Origin of the sequence: Neobacillus sp. PS3-40 (genome assembly GCF_030915485.1) — a bacterium.
Taxonomy (GTDB): Bacteria; Bacillota; Bacilli; order Bacillales; family Cytobacillaceae; genus JAUZPL01.
This window is the reverse complement of record NZ_CP133266.1, coordinates 2,808,791-2,832,704: the sequence shown is the minus strand read 5'-3', so window position 1 is coordinate 2,832,704 and position 23,914 is coordinate 2,808,791. Positions and strand designations below refer to the sequence as shown.

Sequence of the window (23,914 nt, the reverse complement as noted above, 5' to 3'; positions counted from 1 at the left end):
TTTAGTGTTATCTGTGGTTTAAAAGCTTTAATCTCTTATTTAGATAATTGCTCCTCATAAATTTTCAAATTAGCATAAACGGCTTGCAAAATTGGAACTGACAATCCCTCTTTACGGGCAATTCCCAATAAATAGCCTTGTAAATGATCTGCTTCGACTGGCATTAATTTTTCCATATCTCTTTGCATCGACGTTTTCATGGTATATCCTAAACCTTCAATTTGTTTCAATTGAATATCCTCAATATTCTCAGCAATAGGGGCATGAACTAGGTTCATCACCGAGATAATTTCCTTCAATAGCCATTTAAGTGTTTCACGACCACTTTCTTCGTCGCGAATAGGGCCAATTGGTGATCTCATTAAAGTTGTAATTCCAGACATGGTCGTAATAAATAAATATTTATGCCATAAATCTTGGTTTACATTTTCACTTAATTTATAGTTTACTTTTGTTCCACTGAACATTTCTTCCATTTTTAAGATCCGTTTAGACCTCTCACCAGAGAGTTCTCCGAATACTAGGTTATTAAGCGGGCTCGTTTGCAGGATTTTCCCCTCTTTATCAAGGGTCGATTCAATGGAACATAGACCGCCAATTACGTTTTCCTCGCCAAAAACATCTGAAAGTTTCTGAATATGTGAGATTCCATTTAATAGAGGCATAATTACTGTGCCTTCAGTTACATATGGTTGAATATCTTGAATAGCACCATCTAAATGATAGGCTTTTGTCGAAAGTATAATGACATCAAAGTGATCAGCATTTTCTCCTGTTACAATCGTTTTTGGCATAAATGATGCATTTCCATTAACGCTTTCGATAATAAGCCCGTGTTCTACAAGCTGCTTTCTTCTTCTCTCTCTGACTAAGAAAGTAACATCTATGTTTTTTTCGAGCAAACGCCCGCCAAAATATCCACCAATCGCGCCAGCACCAACAACTAAAACGTTCAAATCCATTCCCCTCCAATTAGAAATCCTTTACATTTAGTATAAAACAATTTTTTACCAGTAGAAAGAATAGTAAGTTATTTTTTTCGTACCTCACCAATCCTTACATCTCCATAGCTAGCTGAAAGTGAACCAGCAAGGTATAGAAAACATTGTATATTCATTTTTACGCGCTAAAAATAATTACATTCATCGATACTTTGGCTTAATTCTCTTTAATGCTGATCAGTTTTTTCCTCAAATCGTGTTCCATTGTAGCTAATTCATTTTCGGCAATACGGCGTTTGCTCCGGCCTTCTTCTTGAATTCGCAATGTTTCTTCAAGAGTAGAAATCAAGCTCTCTTGGGTTTTCTTTAACGTTTCGATATCAACAATGCCTTTTTCATTTTCTTTTGCGGTTTCGATTGTGTTTGTTTTTAACATTTCTGCATTTTTCAAGAGTAACTCATTTGTTGTTTTTGACACTTGCTTCTGTGCCTCAACTGCATGACGTTGCCTTATTAGTGTTAGTGCAATCGCCACTTGGTTTTTCCATAGGGGTATAGCTGTCATGATTGATGATTGAATTTTTTCAACGAGTGTCTGGTTTGTATTTTGAATTAGACGAATTTGTGGTGCACTTTGGATTGTGATTTCCCTGCTTAATTTCAAATCATAAAGACGTTTATCTAAACGATCAGCAAATTGGATCATGTCATTTACTTCTTGGAACTTCATTTGATCTTGAGTTGCTTCAGCCGATTTTCTCAAGCCTGGAATAGTTTTTTCATTTAGTTCTTCATGTTTTAATTCACCAGCTGCAATATATATATTTAGCGCATGAAAATATTCTTTATTGGTTTCATAAAGATGTTCAAGTAATTCGATGTCTGACAATAGGACATTTTTACTCCGTTCTAACTTAACACTGATTCGATCAATTTGTGCACCAGTCTTTTGATATTTTGACAACACTTCTTGAATGGAGCTAGATATTTTTCCAAACATGCGTGAAAAGATGGTTCGTTTTTGCAAACTTAATTCATCAGGGTTTACATCATTCAGCTTCTTCATTAAATCACTAATGATCTCTCCTACTTCTCCGATATCATCTTTTTGAACTTGTTCAAGCATTGAATGAGAAAACGACAATAACTTTCCTTGAGCTGGTGTACCATACGAAATCATCGCTTGATGATTTGTCGGATCAATTTGTTTTGCAAGTTGATAGGCCTTAGCTCTATTTTCTTCTGGAATTACATCGATCAGTCTAACTGGTCTTCCTTCCTGTGATTGAATGACAGTTTTATGAAACAACTCTTTTTGTTCACCAAATGGGTTTGAAAGTAGTTCATCCATTGCAGAGCTAGTTTTTTCGTTCATCATAACTTCCTGCTTTCATTAGGGATTACGGAATCCTTATTCGATTTTAAATGTTTTACAACATCTAATTCAAAATTCAATTGTTCAATATCTCCAGATATGATCTGATGCAAATCCTTCTCAATGGTGAAGGATAGATCTTTAATAGCTTGGCGTGTTTCATCTAAGGACTGTTCTAGTTCTCGTGTCTTTTTCAGCTGCCTTGATAAAAAAACATATTTTTCTGTGAGTTCGACTAAGGATTCTAAATGTGAAAAATAAAATTTTTCTGCCTGATAAAAGCGTTTCGGTTCTTTTTTAGTAATATCGTAGATTTTTTTTGTAATAAGAATAAGATCTTTTCGTTGTTTTATTGACTGATATTGACGAAACGAAAACAAAGCTTTTTGCAAGCGTGAAATTCTTTGCTTTGCTTCATCTAAGTTTTTTTTAATGTATTTATACTCTTTTCTTGTGAGCTTTTGTTTTTTTAAAAAAAGATGGTTTAAATATATTTTAACGGTATAAGAGAGGAGAATCCCCCCACTTACTGAAATGACTGATGAAAGCAGAAAGGTTTGATCAAATCCCAAATAGCTGATTAACCAAACAACGAAAGCAACAGGTATTGCAATGGAGCTGCGAATAATAATTGAGAGAAACGGATTCATAGTAAATCGACTCCTGTCTTAAAAATCCTTTATTTTATTACGATATTGTTTAGATAAGGTTTCAGCTACCCACTTTAAATGATTAAACAAAGTTGACCTTATTATTAGAGTAAACGAGAAACTCCCATCTTTCTATAGACCTTAAATGTAAAAGGCACTAAGACTTAAGACGTATATTTACATTTACCAATGGAAAAAGACCACATAATTAAATATGCAGCCTTGTTCATTACTATTTTGTCATTACTAGCTTCTAGTTTTTAACTTTTCACTGAATCTTTACTTAAAAAATAAAGATATCCCTTTATCATAAAATAGCTAATTTCATCTGGGAGAAGTTCCTTGATTGGTTTTAATTTTTCACGCCCTGCTTCCTCTACCGCTTTTTGTAATAATGGAAGATATTCGGATGGGATCAGAGTTTTAAAATCAACCCCTAGCCCTTGTTGGGCACAGAGTAGCAAGTGATTTTCGATTGTACTTACTGATAACTCACGTTTTTGAGCAATTTCAATGACTGTTAGGTTGCTATGATACCATTTAAGTGTTTCTAAATGTGAATCACCTTCAGCCTTTTTCCGAGCCTTCTTTGGTACTTCCTCAATAATCATTTCCTGTTCCCGTTCTGGATTAGAATCGGCAAACGCTTTAATTGCATCTATAAATACAGCACCATATTTTTTGAGTTTATTTTCCCCAACACCATTCACCTTTAGGAATTCCTCATCTGTTTTTGGTAGCTTGGTACACATATCCTTTAACGCGGAATCAGCAAAGATTACAAATGGCGGAACCTTTTGGGTTTCGGCAATTAGCTTTCTTACATTTCTAAGTTCTTCAAATAATGGATCGTTCTTGGACACTTTCCTAGTTACGACTGCCTCTCTTCTATGCACCTGCTGCTTTCCTAACAAAACGTCCTTGCCTATTGGAGCCACGAAGAGAGTGGGGTATGACCCATGCTCGACACCAATCAGTTCCTGTGATATTAAAAATTCAATAAAATCACTTACATCTTTTGCACTTTTTTCTTTCATCATTCCATATGTGGAAAGGCGGCCAAAGCCAAGCTCTGTGATTTTTTTATTTTTTGATCCAGTTAGGACCTGAGAGGTGAGTAATTTTCCAAATCGCTGCCCCATCCGAATAACGCAGGACATGACCATTTGGGCTTCTTTCGTTACATCTATACTCGTCCTGGAATCAGTGCAATTGCCACATCTGCCGCAGGCTTTAGTCTCCGTCTCACCAAAATATTTTAATGTAAATTCTTGCAGACAGTTCTCAGTATGGCAATAATCAACCATCTGCTGGAGCTTTTCTAACTCCTGATTCATACGCCCTCTATCACTCGATTGATCAATCAAAAAGCGTTGAATCTGAACATCCTGGGAGGAATGAAGCAGGATACATTCGCTATCAAGCCCATCCCTTCCTGCACGGCCCGCCTCTTGATAATAGCTTTCCATGTTTTTAGGTAATTGAAAGTGAATAACATAGCGGATATTTGACTTGTCAATTCCCATTCCGAATGCAGAGGTGGCCACCATGACGGTCGCTTTATCTTCAAGGAAACGTTCCTGTTCGTTATTTCTTTCCACATCACCCATCCCAGCATGATAACGAGCAACATCGATACCTTCTTTACGAAGCTTTTCAAAAAGCTGATCAACATTCTTTCTGGTTGCCGCGTAAATGATGCCTGCTTCTTTTTCATTCTTTTTCAAATAATCCTTTAAAAAGTGAAGCCTGTCCTGCCCTTTAATCACAGAAAAAGAAAGGTTTTCCCGTTCAAATCCAGTGATGATTGTGTTCTGTTCATCTATATCAAGTAAATGACAAATATCCTCCCGTACTTTCGGGGTCGCTGTTGCTGTTAAGGCCAGAACATTAGGCTGTTGTGGAAGACTGCTAATCAGACTCTGAATATGGCGATAGCTAGGGCGGAAGTCATGTCCCCACTGCGAAATACAGTGAGCCTCGTCAACGGCGACTAATGGAATTTCCATATTCTTTAAGTCTTCCATAAATTCATGTGATTCCAATCTTTCAGGAGCAATATATAAAAGTTTATACTTTCCCTCTATTGCTTCACCCATTCGTTGATAAGCTTCTTTAAAACTGAGTGAACTGTTAATAAAGGTTGCTGGAATGCCTACCTGTACTAGTGCATCCACTTGGTCCTTCATTAACGAAATTAGGGGCGAAATAACAATCGTAGTGCCTGGCAAAACTAAGGCTGGAATTTGATAGCAAATTGATTTTCCCCCACCCGTTGGCATCACGCATATTGTATTTTTCTTGTCTAATACAGAATGAATAGCTTGTTCTTGCCCATTACGGAAAGAAGAATAACCAAAATGAGATTTTAAAAATTGCTGTGCTTTTTCAAACAACGAAAATTCCCCTTTCAAATAAAACATTCCGTGCAACGAATTTCCTTTATTATATCGCTTTTGGGGTCGATATGAAATGAAGTGTATGGGTTTGAGGTAAATGGATATTTTTTCTATTGTATAAGATCGATATTTATTGTACTATACTAAGTACAAGCTGCGTTGTTCGTACTCATAATAAAGTTTTAACCTTTAAGCTGTAATAGGGAGTTTTAATTGAAACAGGAATGACAAGCCTCTGTCTTTACGACGTGGAGGACATGCAGGATGGTTTCTGCGAACACCCACTTTGAGGAGTGGTGGTTTAAAACTTTCTTATATTAAATACGGCAAATGCGGCTCATTAATTTGTTATCAAGCCAGTTTCCTATTGGGAGCTGGTTTTATTTTTATATTCGAATTTCTTTTGAATCCTTTGATCATCTAATAATTTACAATCCATTCGCCTATTTCCACCTCCTTCAATCACATTTTTCACTTCCAAACAACATTTCGTTAAAAGCACAAATATTCCCTCTTTTTTTTAAAAAGAAGTTAAACTATTGCTCCAATTCCGCTATCATTACATTAAGATATACAAGTTTAGGAGGTACTATATGACGAAGAGGAAATTGGTTATCCCACAAAATATTGTTCCAGATTTTATTGCACAAATTAAAGAAGTCATTCCCGATTGGGAAGTGATTGTTGGCAAAGATCCAACCATTTGGAAAGAACACTTAATGGATGCTGAAATTATTGCCGGGTGGAAAAAGGGGTTCGAACAGTATTGCTTAGGACCCGAATCCAAACTTAAATGGGTTCAATCTTGGAGTGCAGGGATAGACTCCTTTCCGTTACAGGAGTTTGAAGCAAGAACTATTTCCTTAACAAGTGCTAATGGAGTGCATGTATACCCTATTTCTGAAACGATCCACGCGCTTATGCTAGCGTTAACAAGAAAACTTCATACCTATGTAAAAAATCAGCAAGCAAAACTATGGGACCACTCCCATTTAAAGCTAGAAATGCATGAAAAAACAATTGGCATTATCGGTGTCGGGAATATCGGCAAAGAAACAGCAAAAATTGCTAAAGCTTTTGGGATGAAAGTACTTGGTGTTCGTAACTCCGGTAGACAAGAAGAGTTTGTTGATGAGATGTACACAACCAACCAATTAAGTACACTTCTACCAAAATGTGACTACGTCGTTGTCACGCTTCCTCTCACAAAGGAAACAACTCGGTTATTTGGTGCCGAGCAGTTTAACCTTATGAAGCCTTCTGCTTTTTTTATCAATATTGGCCGCGGTGAAATTGTAGTTGAAAACGAATTAGTTGAAGCATTAAAAGAGCAAAAAATTGCTGGTGCTGGGCTAGACGTTTTCGAGACAGAGCCATTATATTCTGACAGCCCATTATGGGAAATGGAAAACGTCATTATTACTCCTCATGCCTCAGGTGCAACAGAACACTATAATCAACGGGTAATTGAAAATATTTTAATCCCAAATTTAAAAAGTTATCTTGTAAGCAAGACGCCAACGATTAATTTGGTAGATTATTCTAAAGGATACTAAAATAAAAAGGCTGCCAGCGTTGACAGCCTTTTTATCTTAGTATTTATAATTAGCCTGTATAACATCTGCAGGTAAACTCATCCATTCCAACTGACGCAATCTCACTTCAAACAGTGTTAATGGGTCCCTATACATTTCAGGATTCGTATTCATTTTCTTAAGCATTTCTTCATTCGTTTGAATCTCTAAACGTGTATCTTCAATTGATTTAGTCAACATATTCATTGGATTCCTAAATATCCAAGACATATCTCGCTCAAGTGACTTCTCAAATAATTCAAATGACTGGAAAAATCGCTTGATGACTAAATTAGTTACTTCAGAATAATCTTCATTTTCTACAAAGGATTTATATTTGTTACTGAGCATAGCTTTGTTTTGAGACAATGCACCAAATAGCTTACCAGCACTTTTTAATATGAGTTGTGATGGTGTTCTACGGAAGAAAATATTCACTTCCTCTAATTGGAATCCACAAGTCATCCGATCCGTATCACGCCTCCAATCGTCTATCGTCTTAAAGTCAAAGTTAAGCTTGATTCGCTCTTCCCCAAATAGTGCATTGAATCCCTCACCTATTTCATCCAAAACCATTTGGCCTTGCTCCAGTTGTTCTTTGGAGTGATTGATCCAATTCTGCAAGGATCTGAAATAATTTGGTAAGACCTTTTTCTCTAGATAATCTTGCATTCTACTATTCATTTCATCATTCAGTTCAATATGGATTTTGCTGAAATTACTATTTTCGCTAATCAATTTTGAACAGTCTTTGAGCATTTTGGGGATTGTTTCCGAGATATCCGTCTGAATAGCCTCTTTAATCGAGCGATAATCCTTCGTTAATTCCTTGGATTTTTCAACTTCAAGATCTTGAAGTTGATTTAAAGCCCCATTTAATTTAATAGCCATTTCTTCGTTCCATCTTACCGATTCAACTAACTGATTTTCAATGTTAATGCGTTTCTGCAATAATGTAGTAATCGTTGACCGAATAATAGACAATAATTTTGCTAACCGTTTTTCCTCAATGTTTCTTGTATTTTTTATAGAATGGATAAATCCATTTAAGTCGCTTAGTTGTTGTGTTTGATCATATTGTGAAGAAAAGGCAAATACCAATGCACTCGGCAAATAGTCATTGATGGTCGACTTCGTTTCATCGAAGATTCGAACGGCCTCTTGCTCATTGTAAATGGTGTCCATTTTATTCAAAAGAAAATGGATCGGAAGTTCAGGTGCTAACTCATGCATTTGTGAAAGAATAGTCCGTTCCTTATCCGTAAATGGTGCATTTGTATCAAGTACGAATAAGACTGCGTCCGCTACATGCAAATATTTATAAATTTCTTGTCGATCATATTGACTCCCATTTAATCCCGGAGTATCAATAAACGCAAGACGTTGGTTATGCAAAAATGGAATTGGGCTTCTAAATTCAATTAACGACTCCAATGCATTCCTTCGTCGATCCATTCTTTCATGAAAGTCGGATAGGCCAGGAAGCCCTACAATTTCGTAATCCGTTATTTCTTCAATAGCTAGCTGCTCATCATCTTTAAAAACTACGACTGACGTTGTTGGAGCATCCTGCAATAGTTCATCTTCTAGGACAAAATTAACAAAAGAAGACTTTCCACTCCCATTTAATCCTGCGATTAAGAAGTTCTGTGTTTCAAAGTCTGTTAATTGGTCAACCATCCATTTTATTCGATGATTGGCTCCCAACTCATGTATTTCTCCCCATTGCATAATTGAATCAAAGAGTTGAAGGCTGTTAATAAGTCCATCAGCGTTATTACTCTCGTTTCTAAAAAGGGTTTCAGCCTCCGAAATCATTTCATCACTAATGCTTGATGGAAAAAGTTCACTCCATGACAAGACAGCGGTTGACGCGATGACTGCACTAATCCGGTCAGTTACTCGTAGCCAATTGGATAAGAGGTTAGGAATAAGATTTTGTAATTTTTTTATTAAATGCTTTCCGTCAATTAAATCTAAATATGTTTCTTTAAAAGTATTGGATAGCTCATGCCACGATACATCCTGACTAAGGTCCAAATTCATTAGTAAATGATTAATTTCTTTTAACCATGCAAAATAAGCAGTCTCATTTTTATAGCTATTCCAAATTGAAACAACAAGTTGTTCAAAACGCGTCTTATCTAAACCGTACAGTACCAATAAGGCATCAGAAAAATACGATGGGATTAACGGTTTTGTTACTCCTTGATCAACATATGCTTTTACACTATCAAACCATTTTAGTGATTCAGTACGAATTGCTTCATTGACTACAAGTTCGACTGCGTTTTTCCAATCCTGCTGTTCTTCAAAAAATGCTCGTGCAAGATCAGTTACATTAGGATAATCTGGATTTAAAGCCACTGTTTTTTTAATGACAGTTACGGCAGAATCCACTTTCCCGCGTTCTATGTAAAGGGAAAACAACTGTAAAGCAACTTCTGTATTAAGGATACGATTATCCGTTACAATCGTTTTATAAATATCTTCAGCTGAGGATAGTAGCCCAAGTTCATAATAGGCATCAGCTGTATTCTTTTTCGCCCATGACTCTAATTCATTAACGATATTTTCCCATTTAAAAATAGCAGCTTCATAATCCTTATTATGAAAATAAACTTCACCCTGGGCAAAGCGAATATACGAAAGTTCCGGCATTTCATTTTTCTGCTCCATCATATAGGCTTCACCAAGAACTTGGATTGGCTGGTTGCCATTATTGCTTTCTTCCATAAATGTTTCATAATACATCTTCTGGATTAATTGATTTTCTAATGTCATTTCTTTCCCCCCTGTTGTGAACCATTCTATTCATATGGAAAAGAGATACATATATTCCTACATATTATTCGTGTAAAGTTTTCCTTATAGGTCCCTATTTGAATTATTCTACCAAAGCTTTCTTTACAGGAGGTTTCGATTTGATTTCAATTTAGAGACAAATAGAACATCTCCATCATCATTCCATAAAAAAAAGAGAATGGACCGATGATTTAATACACGGCCCATCCTCTATAATTTCACCATTCTTTTGGTTCATAGTTTAGATCTTGGAACAATTGGTTGCGCTCTTTCTTCGTTAAATCTCTCCATTGTCCAAGCTGTAGGTTTCCCAAATGAATATTCATAATTCGAGTTCGTTGCAATCGATACACTTCGTATCCAAGTTCTTCACACATACGCCGAATTTGGCGATTTAGACCCTGTGTTAAAGTGATTTGAAAGACAAATTTTGAAAGCTGTACGACTTCACAAGGAAGTGTTTTTGTATTTAGAATTTTCACCCCTTCTGCCATTTGCTTCAAAAACGCAGGGGTGATTGGCTTGTCTACTGAGACAATATATTCTTTTTCATGTTTATTTTCGGCACGTAAAATTTCATTTACAATATCTCCATCATTCGTAAGGAGGATTAATCCATCTGATTCTTTATCCAATCGCCCAATATTGTATATTCTTAAAGGATGATTAACTAAATCAACAATATTCCCCTTTACTCCTTTTTCTGTTGTGCTAGTAATGCCAACAGGTTTATTTAAGGCAATATAGACATAGTTTCTGGCCATCCGAATGGGATCTCCACTTACTTTAACATCATCCCCTGGTTCAACCTGGCTGCCTATTTTTGCAATTTTTCCATTTATAGTGACTCTTCCTTCACTAATCAATTTATCTGCACCACGCCTAGATGCTTTGCCAGACTCGCTAATATATTTATTAATACGCATGATACCCACACCTTTAAATTGAGAATTGTTATTTAAAGAATGCCAAACTTTCACCTTATTTACAAGGGCTTTACAGCATTGCCTTCCATTTTCGTTTCCTCTCAACGTATAATAGTGTTTAAAGAACACTAAGGAGATCGTGTCATGGAAAAAGAACAGGCTATTTTTCTATCCCAATGTATTGATGAATCTATCCCGTCAACTTATGAAATTAATAAACTAGACACGAAGAGTGGGACCTTACCTAGATTTCATCAATGGACAAATGGAAAACCAGTTATTGCTGGGTACAAAGTTACTAAACTCGACAGTGAAACAAGCTATTATTTGATTTTTATCGATTGGCATCGCAATGATAATTATTATTTAGTAGTTTACTCTCATGATAAATCAACAACTTTCGCAGAGATCCGCCAAATTGAAGAATTGGAAAATGGCCTCCATCTTGTCTGGAAGTACATCCCTTTAAAGCGAGATGGAAAAAATGATCAAAGGAAATCTTATTTTAAGCAAACCTTTGGTTCAACAACCATTCAAATCATGATTCCTCAATCTAAATTACAAGTTGAAACATTCTTTGATCAATTGTTTAGGCTTTGCCAAAACCGAGTAAAAGCGGATAAAATTGTTGATGTTTTTGATTTTGATAAAAGAAACACAAAAGGAGTTTTAAAATGAAAAAATATAAAAATTGCCAAAGCTGTGGAATGCCTCTTGCTAAAAATGAACAACGCAGAGGGACGGAGAAAAACGGAGAAAAAAGCCTTAAATTTTGCAGCCATTGTTATAATCAAGGGGAATTTTCCTTACCTGATATTTCCGTTGAAGAAATGAAAGGACGAGTTAAGGAGAAAATTATTAAATTTGGAATGCCTAAATTTGTTGCCTGGTTTTTTACAAGGAATATACATAAGCTTGAGCGCTGGAAAAAATAATAAAGAAAACTTGGCTAGCGCCAAGCCTTAAGGCGCCGGCGATATCCTAGTTGCACTTATACTTTCCTAATTAGCTAAAGAAAACTCGCCGATTGGCGAGCCCCTAAGGGCGATGATTGGGCGTAGTTGCACTTATGCGCTAGCAGAATTTATGGATATAAATTCTGCTTAGCTAAAGAAAACTCAAAAAACCGAATTATGAACACCTTTGTTTGGCGTTCATAGTTCGGGTTTGCCCATTTTACAATGGCGATTTCCCTACAAAATCTTACTTAAAAAGGCTTTTGTTCGATCTTGTTGTGGGTTTTCAAATAATTTATTTGGTTCATTTTCCTCAACAATAATGCCCCCATCCATGAAGAGAACACGATCACCAACTTCTTTGGCGAATCCCATTTCATGTGTCACAACCACCATGGTCATACCTTCCTTGGCCAATTGTTTCATTACTTCTAATACTTCACCAACCATCTCTGGGTCGAGTGCTGAAGTTGGTTCGTCAAACAACATGATGTTTGGTTCCATCGCAAGGGCCCTTGCGATAGCCACACGTTGCTTTTGACCACCAGACAGTGAATCTGGATACGCATTCGCTTTATCTTCTAAACCTACCTTTTTCAAAAGCTCTAATCCTTTTATTCTTGCCTTTTCTGCTGGCGTCTTCCTTACCCGAATAGGAGCCATCATAATATTTTCAATGACTGTTTTATGCGGGAATAAATTAAACTGTTGAAAAACCATTCCGATTTCGGTCCTGACCTTATTGATGTCAGTTTTTTTATCAGTAATATCGACACCTTCAATTAAAACATGTCCATCAGTAATTGTTTCAAGCATGTTTAAACATCGCAAGAAAGTGGATTTTCCTGACCCAGACGGTCCAATCACAACCACTACCTCCTGTGGTTTAACTGAAACACTTATATCTGAAAGAACTTCATGATGTCCAAATGACTTTTTTAAATTTTTGACTTTAATCATTCTGTTGCCAACCTTCTTTCAAGACGAGTTAACAAGAAGCTTAAAGTTAGAGTTAAAAAGAGATAAATAACTGCAACTGTTAAATACGGTTCCCAAACCCTGAAATACTGACCTTGCATCGCTCTACCCCAGTACATAAGTTCTGGCGCAGCAATCAGTGAAGCCAATGATGATTCTTTAATTAGCACAACAAACTCATTCCCAAGCGGCGGGATCATTCTTTTAAATGCTTGTGGTAATATAACATATTTCATTGCTTGTATATGGGTCATTCCCAATGAACGGGCTGCTTCCATTTGACCTTTATCAATTGACTGAATCCCTGCCCGGAAAATTTCAGCAATATATGCTGCAGAATTTAGCGAAAGCGTTACAATTGCTGCAAGAATTCCATTCGTTTTTCCAAGAAGCAGTGGAACAACGGCAAAATGAATCAATAAAATTTGGACCAACATCGGTGTTCCACGGAAAAAAGTAATATATAAATTAAATGGTAAAGCAATTAATTTATTCCTTACAATTTTTCCTAGCCCAATTAATAATCCAAGGAATGTTCCAATTAAAATACTAGCTATTGAAAGCCCTATTGTTAATATGGTCCCTTTTAGAAAAAAAGGACCATATTCAACTACGATGTCCCAGCGAAAATCCATCATTTTACCCCTCTCTTAAACTGAAAATTGCGTAACTACCAATGTCTGAGAGTTACGCAATCACTATAAATATCATTTATTGCTGTGTTTTTAATGTTTTTACATCAGGATTTACTTTAAACCATTGTTTGTATAATTTTGTATATGTCCCATTATCAATTACTTTAGCTATCGATTTATCAAAATCAGCTTTTAGCTTGCTACCCTTTGGAAACATTAGTCCATAAAATTCATTAGAAAAGTTTTTAGTATCTGCAATAGTTACTAACTTATCATTTGGATTATTTTTCGCATATGCTTCCACAACAGTATTATCAGCCACTACAGCCTTTGCCCCACCGTCTTTTAGCTCCATAATTGCCAAGTTGTTATTTTCGAATTTTTTAACATTTGGACTATTAGTTCCAAGAATTTTTTCAACAACTTCCTGACCTGTTGTACCGTTTTGGACTGCTACAACTTTATCTTTAAGATCGTCAGCACTCTTAATTGTACTACCCTCTGGAACTAGAATCATATTTGTAGATAAAAAGTATGGATTTGAAAAATCATAGGTTTGTTTTCGTTTATCATTAATTGTGATAGCTGAAATTCCAAGATCAGCTGTTTTTCCCTTTAATTCAACAAACAATGGATCCCAACCAACATGTTCAATATTAACCTTATACCCTGCTTCTTTAGCTACTGCATTTAGGAAATCTACATCAAATCCAACTATTTTACCTTTATCCATGTATTCAAACGGTGCATATGCAGCATCCGTTACGACTCTCAGAGTTTTGATTTCATTGCTCTTTTCTTCGCTCCCACTTGTTTTAGTCGTTCCACACGCTGATAGAATAAAAGCAAGAGATAATACCATGATTGTTATAAAAATATTAAACTTTTTCATTACTTTTCCTCCTATTTCTTCTACTTTAAAATTATTATAATATTTACAATATTACAAATAAACATTATACTAATTGTATTATAATAATATTTATAATTTTGAGAATATACATTATTATAATATCATTTGTATTTATATACAATCATAAATGATTAAAAAACTTTAGTAAACTACTATTTTACAATTTTAATAATTTAATACGTCGAATCGGCATTGACTATGCAGCTAGATTATTTTTTGCTTACTATAATTGGCTAAGCAGAATTTATATCCATAAATTCTGCTAGTGCATAAGGGCAACTACGCCTAATTGTCGCCCTTAGGGGGCTCACCAATCGGCGAGTTTTCTATATATTTGGTAGGCTACTTGTATCCTATTTTCCATTTAAATGAATTACTGAATATTTTTGGTAACAAGGGGAAGGATATATGTAATGATTTTTAATTTATCGATATCTGTTGTTGATTTTCATCGAAATTTAATGGAGGTGTATATTCATGCGTTATACTCGATTGTGGATTAGCTTAGGAATCGTATTTATCGTTTCATTCGCTATCCTAGGGTACTACGGAGGACGGCTCGTCTATACCGAACCGCCAGTACCAAAACAGGTTGTAACCACAGATGGAACGGTCCTGTTTACCAAAGAGGATATTCAAACAGGGCAAAATGTTTGGCAATCCATCGGCGGACAAGAGCTTGGTAGTATTTGGGGCCATGGGGCATATGTTGCACCTGATTGGACCGCAGATTGGCTTCACCGTGAATCAATGTGGTTGTTAAATACTTGGGCTATGAAAGATCAAGGGAAAAAGTATTCATCACTTAACGATGAAACAAAAGCAGCTCTGCGGGAAAGGTTAAAGAAGGAAATTAGAAAAAACACATATAATGAAGAGAGTAAAGAAATTGTCATATCCCCTTTAAGGGCTGAAGCAATCAAAAATATTGGTCAATATTATATTTCTTTATTTTCCGATGATCCTGCTTTGGATAAATTACGAGATACTTATGCAATGCCAAAAAATGTCATTAAAGATCCTGCTCGCCTTAAATCATTTGTTAGTTTTATTTGGTGGGCCACTTGGTCTACCGAAACAAACCGACCTGGGGATCAAGTTACCTATACAAATAACTTTCCAAATGAAACTTTAATTGACAATAAACCAACTGGGGAAATGGTTATCTGGTCAGTTATTAGCTTTGTTTTACTTCTTGGAGGAATCGGCGGATTAGCATGGTACTATGCTAGCCAAAAACATGAAGAAAGCGAAGGGGAGGAATCCTATCCTGAAAGGGATCCATTACTGGCATTATCACCAACTCCTTCAATGAAGGCTACGCAGAAATACTTCTGGGTAGTCGCAGCTTTATGGATTGTCCAAGTTGGTCTTGGGGCAATAACTGGACACTATCAGGTTGAGGGCAACAGTTTTTATGGGCTTCCGATTGCTGATTGGATTCCATATGCTGTAACGAGATCATGGCATACCCAATTAGGAATTTTCTGGATTGCGACTGCATGGCTTGCAACAGGTTTATTTATTGCACCCGCAGTATCTGGTCATGAACCAAAATTTCAACGCTTAGGGGTTAATATTCTTTTTGTTTGTTTGCTTATTATTGTAGTTGGCTCCTTATTTGGACAATGGCTTGCTACAAGACAACAAATGAATTTAACAACAAACTTCTGGTTCGGACATCAAGGGTATGAATACACAGACATAGGCCGATTTTGGCAAATATTCCTTACTATCGGATTATTTCTATGGCTATTCCTGTTAACTCGTGCCATATGGCCAGCATTTAAAAATTTAAAAGAAAGTCGTCACTTACTTGCATTATTTTTACTTGCTTCTACAGCTATTCCGGTCTTCTATATCCCAGGCTTAATGTGGGGGCAACATAGCAATCTTGCTATGGCAGAATACTGGCGCTGGTGGGTAGTCCATTTATGGGTCGAGGGCTTCTTTGAAGTATTTGCAACTGTTGTTATGGCCTTCTTGTTTACAAGAATGGGGCTACTCGGAATTCGAACAGCTACTTCATCTGTTTTATTCTCTACAATCATCTTCTTATTCGGTGGTATCATTGGAACTTTCCACCATTTATATTTTAGTGGAACTCCAACAGGTGTTCTAGCTTTTGGCGCAACATTTAGTGCATTGGAAGTTGTTCCCCTTGTATTCATCGGCTTTGAAGCCTATGAAAATCTGACACGGAGCCGTGCTCGAAAATGGGTCTCTGAGTACAAGTGGCCGATTTATTTCTTCATGGCTGTTTCCTTCTGGAATTTAGTCGGGGCAGGATTATTCGGCTTCTTCATAAATCCACCAATTTCGTTGTACTATATGCAGGGACTAAATACCACACCAGTCCATGCACACACTGCATTATTTGGTGTTTATGGGATGCTTGGAATGGGCCTAATGCTTTTCTGCTTGCGTGGTTTAACAGTTAAACGAGGTTGGAAAACAGGTTCACTAAAATTTGCATTTTGGGCCATTAATATTGGGCTTGCCTTAATGGTCTTAATCAGTCTTTTACCGATTGGGCTCATGCAAACTTGGGCAAGTGTACAGCATGGAATGTGGTATGCTCGTTCTGCTGCTTTCATGTCCAGAGATATTGTCCACTTTTTCGTTTGGATGAGAATCGTCGGCGATACCATATTTGCAATTGGTGCACTTGCACTAGTTTGGTTTATTATTGGGCTTAAAACAGGCTGGTCTGTTACTGACAAACGGTTAGATTATGCCGAAACAGAAGCTAAAAAAGTTTAAGAGAAGCGCTAGGGCCTGCCATCTACTTCAGATGACAGGCCCTACTTTTTTACGATAAATACCGACAATTTTCCGGGAAATACCTCGAAATTTGGAACATGTTATATATATATTTACAATTTCCCCTATTTTTAAACAGAAATACCCTGCTTTTGAACACGCCGATTAAAATATTGGTCAAGGAAGTATCCATTGAATGATGCAAGAATTTGTTGAAAAAGCATCCCAACAACGACAGGTACTGCAACAGATGCCGGGAAATAGGAGACGGCTAATACAGCCCCCGCACTAATGTTTCTCATTCCACCTGTAAATGTTAAAGTGATAATCGTTTCTTGATTGCTCTTCATTATTTTTCCTACAAAAAAAGACAGTAAATATCCTGACATTGCAATAAAAAAGACAACTAAGGTAATTCCAACAAGTTTCAAACTTACATGTCGTAAATAGGGAGCCACGACTGCTCCATTTAGCATTACAACAAATCCTAGGCAAATTTTAGAAATGGGGGCTAAACGCAATCCCAACGTGTGCTTGACTTTACCTTTAGTTAAGTGATTTAAAACCATTCCAAACAGCGAGGGGATAACGATCATTCCTAATAAGCCTTTCATAATACCCAAAACATCCATATCTACTTTTTGACCGATAAACACCGAAAGTGAAAATGGCACAATAAACGGTGATAATAATGTATCAATTAGAATAATCGAAAGAGTCATTGGGATATTTCCTTTGTAGATGGAAACCCATATAAAGCTCGTAATACCAGTCGGGATCACCATTGCCATGATTATCCCTGAAATGGTGTATACATCACCATTAAAAGTAAGATGACCAATCCCCCATGCCCATAACGGCATTACAATGTGTAATAAACATAGTGTAACAATTATCGGAAATGGATGAACTATCGCCTCTTTTAACGATTTGAAATTAGAGCCCAGGCTTCCCGAAAATGTCATAAAGGCAAATATCCATGGAATCAAAAATGAATAATTTTTTAAGTAAGATGCTAATAACACCCCGATTACAACGCTAACGGGAGTTATAAACGGCATCATTTTTTCGAGTTGACGATTAATCTTTACTAACATTCTTTTTCTCCCCAGCATGGACAATTAGTATTTGAATTTCCTGTAGTCCTATTAAATAACTTCATCTCAAAGAATAGCACATTCCTACAACAAGTTAAGAAACAAAATATAAGTTTTGAAAAAAATTTTTAAGTAGTTCAGATAACATGGAGAAAAACTCAAATAACTTTCCAAATCACAACTGAATTAGCATATTATTTAACATGGAAAAATGCTTGGGTTATTTCGAGGGAACTAAAAAGTCCTTCATATACGAAAGTTCATGGCATTAAGTAAAACTATCGGATATTCACTAAACAAAGTAGAGGGCCGGGCTATGCCCGGTTTTTCATATGGTGCTCGACTAATTTAAGTCGTTCATAATCTTGAACGACCTTTTTGATTATGCTCGGTCACATTTGGCTGTTCATGACCCTGATGAACGCCCCTTTTGATGATGCCCAATCACTTTTGGTCGTTCGTTCATAACCTTGATGAACGAACTTTTTGGATGCCCAATCACTTTTGGTCGTTCATAACCTTGATGAACGACCTTTTTGATGATGCCCAATCACTTTTGGTCGTTCATAACCTTGATGAACGACCTTTTTGATGATGCCCAATCACTTTTGGTCGTTCATAACCTTGATGAACGACCTTTTTGATGATGCCCAATCACTTTTGGTCGTTCATAACCTTGATGAACGACCTTTTTGATGATGCCCAATCACTTTTGGTCGTTCATAACCTTGATGAACGACCTTTTTGATGATGCCCAATCACTTTTGGTCGTTCATAACCTTGATGAACGAACTTTTTGATGATGCCCAATCACTTTTGGTCGTTCATAACCTTGATGAACGAACTTTTTGATGATGCCCAATCACTTTTGGTCGTTCATAACCTTGATGAACGACCTTTTTGATGATGCCCGACGGATTTTGGTCGTTCATGGGCTTAATGAACGACAATACCCTCAAATAATGAAGTATTTCACCTTTTTTTCATTTACTATGTTAAAGCGAACTATTGATTTTGACACTCTGTTGATTGGAGTGAAAGGTGCGAGACTCCTGGGGGATTAGCGTTACAGGCGAGACCCCGCAGGAGCTTGCGACGAGGAGGCTCGGCGAACGCCCCCCGGAAAGCGAGCACCTGAAGCGGAAATCAACAGACAAGTTTCAAAGAACGTTACATGAAGGCTTTTTCTTTGCCCCCCTATATATGTTAATTGATATGCTAATTCCTAGTCTATTTGAAATGTTTACCCACAAAAATGGAACTACTTAAAAGATTTTAACTCGCCTTATTTTTCCATTAAAATAAAAAAATTTTTTACTCTTATTTTTCCTTAATATGACAACATTGTAAACGCTATCATTTATTTTGATTGTTTTGAATAGTCAGATATTATCATTGACCCTGCAAATGAATGGTTGTATGATTATCGACAAATAAAACTTTTACAAATTTTCTTTTAATTTAATTCTCTTTTGGAGGAAGCCCATGCGAAGCGACATGATTAAAAAAGGATACGATCGGGCCCCTCATCGTAGCCTATTATATGCAACAGGGGTAAAAACAAGTGACCTTGAAAAACCTTTCATCGGTGTTTGCAACTCATATATCGATATTATCCCAGGACACAAGCACCTTAATCATTTCGGACAAATCGTTAAAGAAGCAATTCGTGAAGCAGGTGGTATTCCTTTTGAATTCAACACAATTGGTGTTGATGATGGAATAGCTATGGGACATATTGGAATGCGATATTCCCTCCCTAGTCGTGAAATTATTGCTGATAGTGCCGAAACCGTTATTAATGCTCACTGGTTTGATGGAGTTTTCTACATTCCAAACTGTGACAAAATTACACCAGGTATGCTTATGGCCGCAGCAAGGACCAACGTTCCATCTGTCTTTGTCTCCGGTGGTCCAATGGAAGCAGGAACTTCTTCAAGTGGAAAAAATCTTTCCCTTCAATCCGTTTTTGAAGGTGTTGGAGCCTTTAATCAGGGGACAATTAATGAAAATGAATTGCTCGAGCTTGAAACGTTAGCCTGCCCTACTTGTGGGTCCTGCTCAGGAATGTTTACAGCAAACTCCATGAACTGTTTAATGGAAATGTTAGGAATGACTGTTCCAAATAACGGCACTATTATAGCTACCTCCGAGGAAAGGCACGAACTTATTCGCCAGGCAGCAAAACATTTAATGGACTTAATCCAAAAAGATATTAAGCCACGCGACATCTTAACAAAAGAAGCATTTGATAATGCTTTTGCCCTTGATATGGCGATGGGTGGTTCAACAAATACAGTCCTACATACATTAGCTATCGCACATGAAGCCGGAATCGAATACGATCTACAGGAAATAAATCGAATTGCTGATAAAGTTCCATATTTAGCAAAAATTAGCCCAGCATCGGAATACTCTATGGAGGATGTCCATCGTGCTGGAGGTGTAAGTTCCATTATTAACGAACTTTGCTCCATTGATGGTCTAATTAATAAAGATTGCATCACGATAACTGGGAAAACAGTTGAAGAAAATGTTAAGGACGCTAAAATATTTGATGAAAATGTCATTCGACCAAAAGAGAATCCCTATAGCCCTGTTGGTGGTCTATCAATTCTCTTTGGTAACATTGCCCCGAGTGGCGGGGTCATCAAGGTCGGGGCCGTCGACCCTTCAATTAAAAAATTCCTAGGAGAAGCTATCGTTTTTGAATCCCAGGATGAGGCTCAAGAAGGGATTGACAATGGAACAGTTCAATCAGGGCATGTAGTAGTAATCCGCTACGAAGGACCAAAAGGCGGACCTGGAATGCCTGAAATGCTAGCCCCTACCTCTGCTATTGCTGGGCGTGGCTTGGATAAAGAAGTTGCTTTAATTACCGACGGACGTTTTTCTGGTGCAAGTCGGGGTATATCAGTAGGCCATATTTCGCCAGAAGCAGCTGAGGGCGGGCCGATTGCTTTCGTTCACAATGGTGACCCTATCCTAATTGACTTAGAAACACGTTCTATTGAACTACTGGTTGATCCAGAGATTTTAGCGGATCGGCAGAAGTCTTGGAAAAAACCTGAACCTAAAATTAAATCTGGATATCTCGCAAAATATGCAAAGCTTGTAACAAGCGCCAATACTGGCGGAGTAATGAAAATATAGAAAAGTAGAAGCGCCCGTTTAGCTAAAAATGGGAAGGACTACTCCTTATGGAATGAAACTAAAAGATATAAATTTAGAATAACTAAATCGTTGACGGGAATAAAAGAGTAAGAGATTGTATTCACAGAGAGCCGGGGTTGCTGGAAGCCCGGTATTACAACTTATTCTGACATCATCCCTGAGTGTTGAGCTGAACGGATCTCCTCTAATTAGGCTCAATCAGGTGTTCGAATGAATACCTGTTATCAAAAGAAGCGTTTTTACGCTTCATGAGGCAGTATTTGTAAAGATGCTGCAAGACCGGGTGGTACCGTGAAAAGCAAAGGCCTTTTCTCCCCGATTATCCTGCTTTTAATTGCAGTTTATTCGGATATGAAAGGGTCTTTTTCATATTTCTATACAAATCCAGATTGATCTCTAAACAACTTAGCTATTCTCTACATCGAATTTTTAAAATATTCCAATATTTTTAAGGAGGGAACAAGACGTGAAAGTAGAAGCAAAATTGGAGTTTCAAACCATTACGGAGCCAAAAACAGGGGCAGACCTTCTCATTGATTTACTAATAAATGAAGGGGTTGATACTTTATTTGGATATCCTGGTGGCGCTGTCCTACCCATCTACGATGCCATCTATAAAGCTCAAGGATCAATTAAGCACATCCTCTTCCGCCACGAGCAAGGTTCTATCCATGCTGCGGAAGGATATGCTCGAATTACGGGAAAACCAGGAGTTGTCATTGCTACTTCAGGCCCAGGTGCTACCAACCTTGTTACAGGTATCACAGATGCCATGATGGATTCTTTGCCCCTCGTAATTTTTACCGGGCAGGTGTCACGGAATGTAATTGGAACCGATGCCTTCCAGGAAGCAGATATCATGGCAATCACGACTCCGATTACAAAGCACAATTATCAGGTGCAATCAATATCTGACCTGCCAAGGATCATTAAAGAAGCTTTCCATATTGCTTCCACCGGTCGTCCTGGCCCTGTTGTGGTTGATGTACCAAAGGATATTTCACAAGGAACTTATTATGAAGAACCAAAGAAAGGAAAGGTGCATTTACCTGGGTACCAGCCAACTACAAAGCCAAATCCACTACAAATTAAGAAGCTTGCTGAAGCCCTAACAAAGTCGAAAAAACCCGTCATCCTCGCTGGAGCCGGTGTCCTTCACGGAAAGGCTTCAAGAGAATTAACAGCATTTGCAGTAAAACACAATCTTCCTGTAGCAACAACTCTATTAGGATTAGGAAGCTTTCCTGGTGATAGCCCTCTCTTCTTAGGAATGGCCGGGATGCACGGAACTTATACAGCAAATATGGCCTTGTATGAAAGTGACTTACTCATCAACATAGGTGCTCGTTTCGATGATCGTTTAACAGGTAGCCTTACCCATTTTGCACCAAATGCAAAGGTATCCCATATCGATATTGATCCTGCTGAGATTGGCAAAAACATTGAAACCCATATCCCAATTGTTGCAGATGCAAAAGAAGCACTAACCGAACTGAATTCACAAACACTAGAATCACCAGATCACCAAGAATGGCTTACTACTCTTACTAAATATATGAAGGAGTATCCACTCTGGTATAAGAATAGTGGTCGAGAAATTTCTCCACAGTGGCTGATAGAAGCAATTCATAAGGTAACAAAAGGTGATGCAATCGTTACAACTGACGTAGGACAGCATCAAATGTGGGCAGCCCAATACTATTCCTTCAAGAATCCAAATAATTGGGTCACTTCAGGGGGTCTTGGAACAATGGGATTTGGATTCCCAGCAGCAATTGGCGCCCAATTAGCAGCTCCAGATCGCTCTGTTGTTGCAATCGTCGGTGATGGCGGCTTCCAAATGACACTTCAAGAGCTTGGAGTTATCCAAGAAAGACAGTTACCTATCAAAGTAATTATTGTTAATAATGGCGCTCTCGGAATGGTTCGTCAGTGGCAGGAAGTCTTTTATGAGAAGCGCTTCTCTGAATCCTTGTTACCTTCACAACCAGACTTTGTCAAACTAGCAGAAAGCTATAATATCAGAGGCTTGAAAATTGATAATATGGAAGATCTTATTACAACCCTTCCTGAATTTTTTGCCTACGACGGTCCAATTCTTATGGATTGTCGCGTTCTTCCTTTAGAAAATGTCTACCCGATGGTTGCCCCCGGAAAAGGGCTACATGAAATGATTGGAGTGAAACCATGAAACGAATCATAACAGCAACTGTCCAAGATCGAAGCGGTGTTCTAAATCGTGTCACCGGTCTATTACAAAGACGGCAATTTAATATCGAAAGCATTTCTGTAGGACCTTCAGAAATCGATGGAATCTCAAAAATGACTCTAGTAGTTGACGTTGAAGACGAGCAACGACTCGAACAAGTAACAAAACAATTAAACAAGCAAATTGATGTTTTAAAAGTTTCAGATATTACCGATAAAGCAATTGTTGCCCGCGAGCTTGCTTTGATAAAAGTTGCCAGTAGTAGCCAGCTTCGCAGTGAAATTAATGGGATTATCGATCCCTTTCGCGCAACAATTATCGATGTTAGTAAGGATAGTTTAGCAGTCCAGATCACTGGAAAACCAGAAAAAATAGATGCAATGATTGATTTGCTCAAACCATATGGGATTAAAGAGCTAGCAAGAACGGGATTAACTGCATTTTTACGCGGACACCAACCACAAGTTACCGAGTTAACTTCTTACTCTCAAATAAAATAAACTTTACTGAAGGGATGAT

The 23,914-nt window shown here is 37.4% G+C and carries 17 protein-coding genes and 1 other RNA gene; 8 read left to right on the top strand and 10 right to left on the bottom strand.

What is annotated here, in order from left to right; genetic code table 11:
• Window positions 1-35 precede the first annotated feature (35 nt).
• From RCG20_RS13815 to recQ, 4 genes are all read right to left on the bottom strand, one after another.
• Window positions 36-956, bottom strand: a complete 921-nt coding sequence (locus RCG20_RS13815; protein WP_308180712.1) for a ketopantoate reductase family protein — start codon at window positions 954-956, stop codon at window positions 36-38.
• 202 nt (window positions 957-1,158) lie between these two features.
• Entirely contained in the window at window positions 1,159-2,319 is a 1,161-nt protein-coding gene (locus RCG20_RS13810) for a toxic anion resistance protein (protein WP_374120472.1), read from the bottom strand.
• Entirely contained in the window at window positions 2,316-2,966 is a 651-nt protein-coding gene (locus RCG20_RS13805) for a 5-bromo-4-chloroindolyl phosphate hydrolysis family protein (RefSeq protein ID WP_308180709.1), read from the bottom strand. Before RCG20_RS13805 ends, RCG20_RS13810 begins: the two co-directional genes overlap by 4 nt.
• 260 nt (window positions 2,967-3,226) lie before the next feature.
• Complete coding sequence (recQ, locus tag RCG20_RS13800; protein ID WP_308180708.1) at window positions 3,227-5,362, bottom strand: DNA helicase RecQ; 2,136 nt, start codon at window positions 5,360-5,362, stop codon at window positions 3,227-3,229.
• Window positions 5,363-5,513: 151 nt separating this feature from the next.
• On the opposite strand from recQ, the gene ssrS reads away from it, so the two are divergent.
• Window positions 5,514-5,708, top strand: a non-coding RNA gene (gene ssrS / locus RCG20_RS13795) — 6S RNA.
• A gap of 250 nt (window positions 5,709-5,958) precedes the next feature.
• Window positions 5,959-6,921, top strand: coding sequence for a D-2-hydroxyacid dehydrogenase (locus RCG20_RS13790; protein WP_308180707.1), 963 nt, complete (start codon window positions 5,959-5,961; stop codon window positions 6,919-6,921).
• Window positions 6,922-6,957: 36 nt separating this feature from the next.
• On the opposite strand, the gene RCG20_RS13785 is transcribed toward RCG20_RS13790, so the two are convergent.
• Both RCG20_RS13785 and rluF read right to left on the bottom strand, forming a co-directional pair.
• Entirely contained in the window at window positions 6,958-9,723 is a 2,766-nt protein-coding gene (locus tag RCG20_RS13785; protein WP_308180706.1) for a dynamin family protein, read from the bottom strand.
• 239 nt (window positions 9,724-9,962) lie between these two features.
• Window positions 9,963-10,670, bottom strand: a complete 708-nt coding sequence (gene rluF, locus RCG20_RS13780; RefSeq protein WP_374120471.1) for a 23S rRNA pseudouridine(2604) synthase RluF — start codon at window positions 10,668-10,670, stop codon at window positions 9,963-9,965.
• 144 nt (window positions 10,671-10,814) lie between these two features.
• Between rluF and RCG20_RS13775 the strand changes: the two genes are divergently transcribed.
• Complete coding sequence (locus tag RCG20_RS13775; protein WP_308180705.1) at window positions 10,815-11,348, top strand: hypothetical protein; 534 nt, start codon at window positions 10,815-10,817, stop codon at window positions 11,346-11,348.
• A complete protein-coding gene (locus RCG20_RS13770) occupies window positions 11,345-11,605 on the top strand; it encodes a zinc ribbon domain-containing protein (RefSeq protein WP_308180704.1) in 261 nt (86 codons plus the stop codon). The genes RCG20_RS13775 and RCG20_RS13770 overlap by 4 nt, the downstream gene beginning before the upstream one ends.
• 258 nt (window positions 11,606-11,863) lie before the next feature.
• Here RCG20_RS13770 and RCG20_RS13765 read toward each other — a convergent pair whose 3' ends face one another.
• The 3 genes from RCG20_RS13765 to RCG20_RS13755 all read right to left on the bottom strand — a co-directional run bounded on the left by RCG20_RS13765 (window position 11,864) and on the right by RCG20_RS13755 (window position 14,131).
• Window positions 11,864-12,586 carry an amino acid ABC transporter ATP-binding protein gene (locus tag RCG20_RS13765; protein WP_308180703.1) on the bottom strand — a complete coding sequence of 241 codons (723 nt, stop codon included), beginning with the start codon at window positions 12,584-12,586 and terminating at the stop codon, window positions 11,864-11,866.
• Window positions 12,583-13,239, bottom strand: coding sequence for an amino acid ABC transporter permease (locus RCG20_RS13760; protein ID WP_308180702.1), 657 nt, complete (start codon window positions 13,237-13,239; stop codon window positions 12,583-12,585). The genes RCG20_RS13765 and RCG20_RS13760 overlap by 4 nt, the downstream gene beginning before the upstream one ends.
• Window positions 13,240-13,315: 76 nt before the next feature.
• Window positions 13,316-14,131, bottom strand: coding sequence for a basic amino acid ABC transporter substrate-binding protein (locus RCG20_RS13755; protein ID WP_308180700.1), 816 nt, complete (start codon window positions 14,129-14,131; stop codon window positions 13,316-13,318).
• Window positions 14,132-14,629: 498 nt separating this feature from the next.
• Between RCG20_RS13755 and RCG20_RS13750 the strand changes: the two genes are divergently transcribed.
• Entirely contained in the window at window positions 14,630-16,915 is a 2,286-nt protein-coding gene (locus RCG20_RS13750) for a nitric-oxide reductase large subunit (protein WP_308180699.1), read from the top strand.
• 131 nt (window positions 16,916-17,046) lie between these two features.
• Here the strand turns inward: RCG20_RS13750 and RCG20_RS13745 are convergent, their stop codons facing one another.
• Complete coding sequence (locus RCG20_RS13745) at window positions 17,047-18,012, bottom strand: bile acid:sodium symporter family protein (protein WP_308180698.1); 966 nt, start codon at window positions 18,010-18,012, stop codon at window positions 17,047-17,049.
• A 1,485-nt stretch (window positions 18,013-19,497) separates the two neighbouring features.
• On the opposite strand from RCG20_RS13745, the gene ilvD reads away from it, so the two are divergent.
• The 3 genes from ilvD (at window position 19,498) to ilvN (ending at window position 23,895) form a co-directional block, all read left to right on the top strand.
• Window positions 19,498-21,165: a dihydroxy-acid dehydratase gene (gene ilvD, locus RCG20_RS13740; protein WP_308180697.1), complete on the top strand. Its 1,668-nt coding sequence runs from the start codon at window positions 19,498-19,500 to the stop codon at window positions 21,163-21,165.
• Window positions 21,166-21,652: 487 nt separating this feature from the next.
• Window positions 21,653-23,377 (top strand): acetolactate synthase large subunit, encoded by a 1,725-nt coding sequence (ilvB, locus tag RCG20_RS13735; protein ID WP_308180696.1) that lies wholly within the window; start codon window positions 21,653-21,655, stop codon window positions 23,375-23,377.
• On the top strand, window positions 23,374-23,895 hold the full coding sequence (ilvN, locus tag RCG20_RS13730) for an acetolactate synthase small subunit (protein ID WP_308180695.1): 522 nt from the start codon (window positions 23,374-23,376) through the stop codon (window positions 23,893-23,895). Before ilvB ends, ilvN begins: the two co-directional genes overlap by 4 nt.
• Window positions 23,896-23,914: the final 19 nt, after the last annotated feature.

Bases quoted from the DNA above. Each gene is read 5' to 3' on its own strand.
- RCG20_RS13790 (WP_308180707.1), top strand. From the start codon at position 5,959: ATGACGAAGAGGAAATTGGTTATCCCACAAAATATTGTTCCAGATTTT.
- RCG20_RS13775 (WP_308180705.1), top strand. From the start codon at position 10,815: ATGGAAAAAGAACAGGCTATTTTTCTATCCCAATGTATTGATGAATCT.
- RCG20_RS13765 (WP_308180703.1), bottom strand. From the start codon at position 12,586: ATGATTAAAGTCAAAAATTTAAAAAAGTCATTTGGACATCATGAAGTT.
- RCG20_RS13745 (WP_308180698.1), bottom strand. From the start codon at position 18,012: ATGTTAGTAAAGATTAATCGTCAACTCGAAAAAATGATGCCGTTTATA.
- RCG20_RS13760 (WP_308180702.1), bottom strand. From the start codon at position 13,239: ATGGATTTTCGCTGGGACATCGTAGTTGAATATGGTCCTTTTTTTCTA.
- RCG20_RS13770 (WP_308180704.1), top strand. From the start codon at position 11,345: ATGAAAAAATATAAAAATTGCCAAAGCTGTGGAATGCCTCTTGCTAAA.
- ilvN (WP_308180695.1), top strand. From the start codon at position 23,374: ATGAAACGAATCATAACAGCAACTGTCCAAGATCGAAGCGGTGTTCTA.
- rluF (WP_374120471.1), bottom strand. From the start codon at position 10,670: ATGCGTATTAATAAATATATTAGCGAGTCTGGCAAAGCATCTAGGCGT.
- RCG20_RS13785 (WP_308180706.1), bottom strand. From the start codon at position 9,723: ATGACATTAGAAAATCAATTAATCCAGAAGATGTATTATGAAACATTT.
- RCG20_RS13805 (WP_308180709.1), bottom strand. From the start codon at position 2,966: ATGAATCCGTTTCTCTCAATTATTATTCGCAGCTCCATTGCAATACCT.
- RCG20_RS13810 (WP_374120472.1), bottom strand. From the start codon at position 2,319: ATGATGAACGAAAAAACTAGCTCTGCAATGGATGAACTACTTTCAAAC.
- ilvD (WP_308180697.1), top strand. From the start codon at position 19,498: ATGCGAAGCGACATGATTAAAAAAGGATACGATCGGGCCCCTCATCGT.
- RCG20_RS13750 (WP_308180699.1), top strand. From the start codon at position 14,630: ATGCGTTATACTCGATTGTGGATTAGCTTAGGAATCGTATTTATCGTT.
- RCG20_RS13755 (WP_308180700.1), bottom strand. From the start codon at position 14,131: ATGAAAAAGTTTAATATTTTTATAACAATCATGGTATTATCTCTTGCT.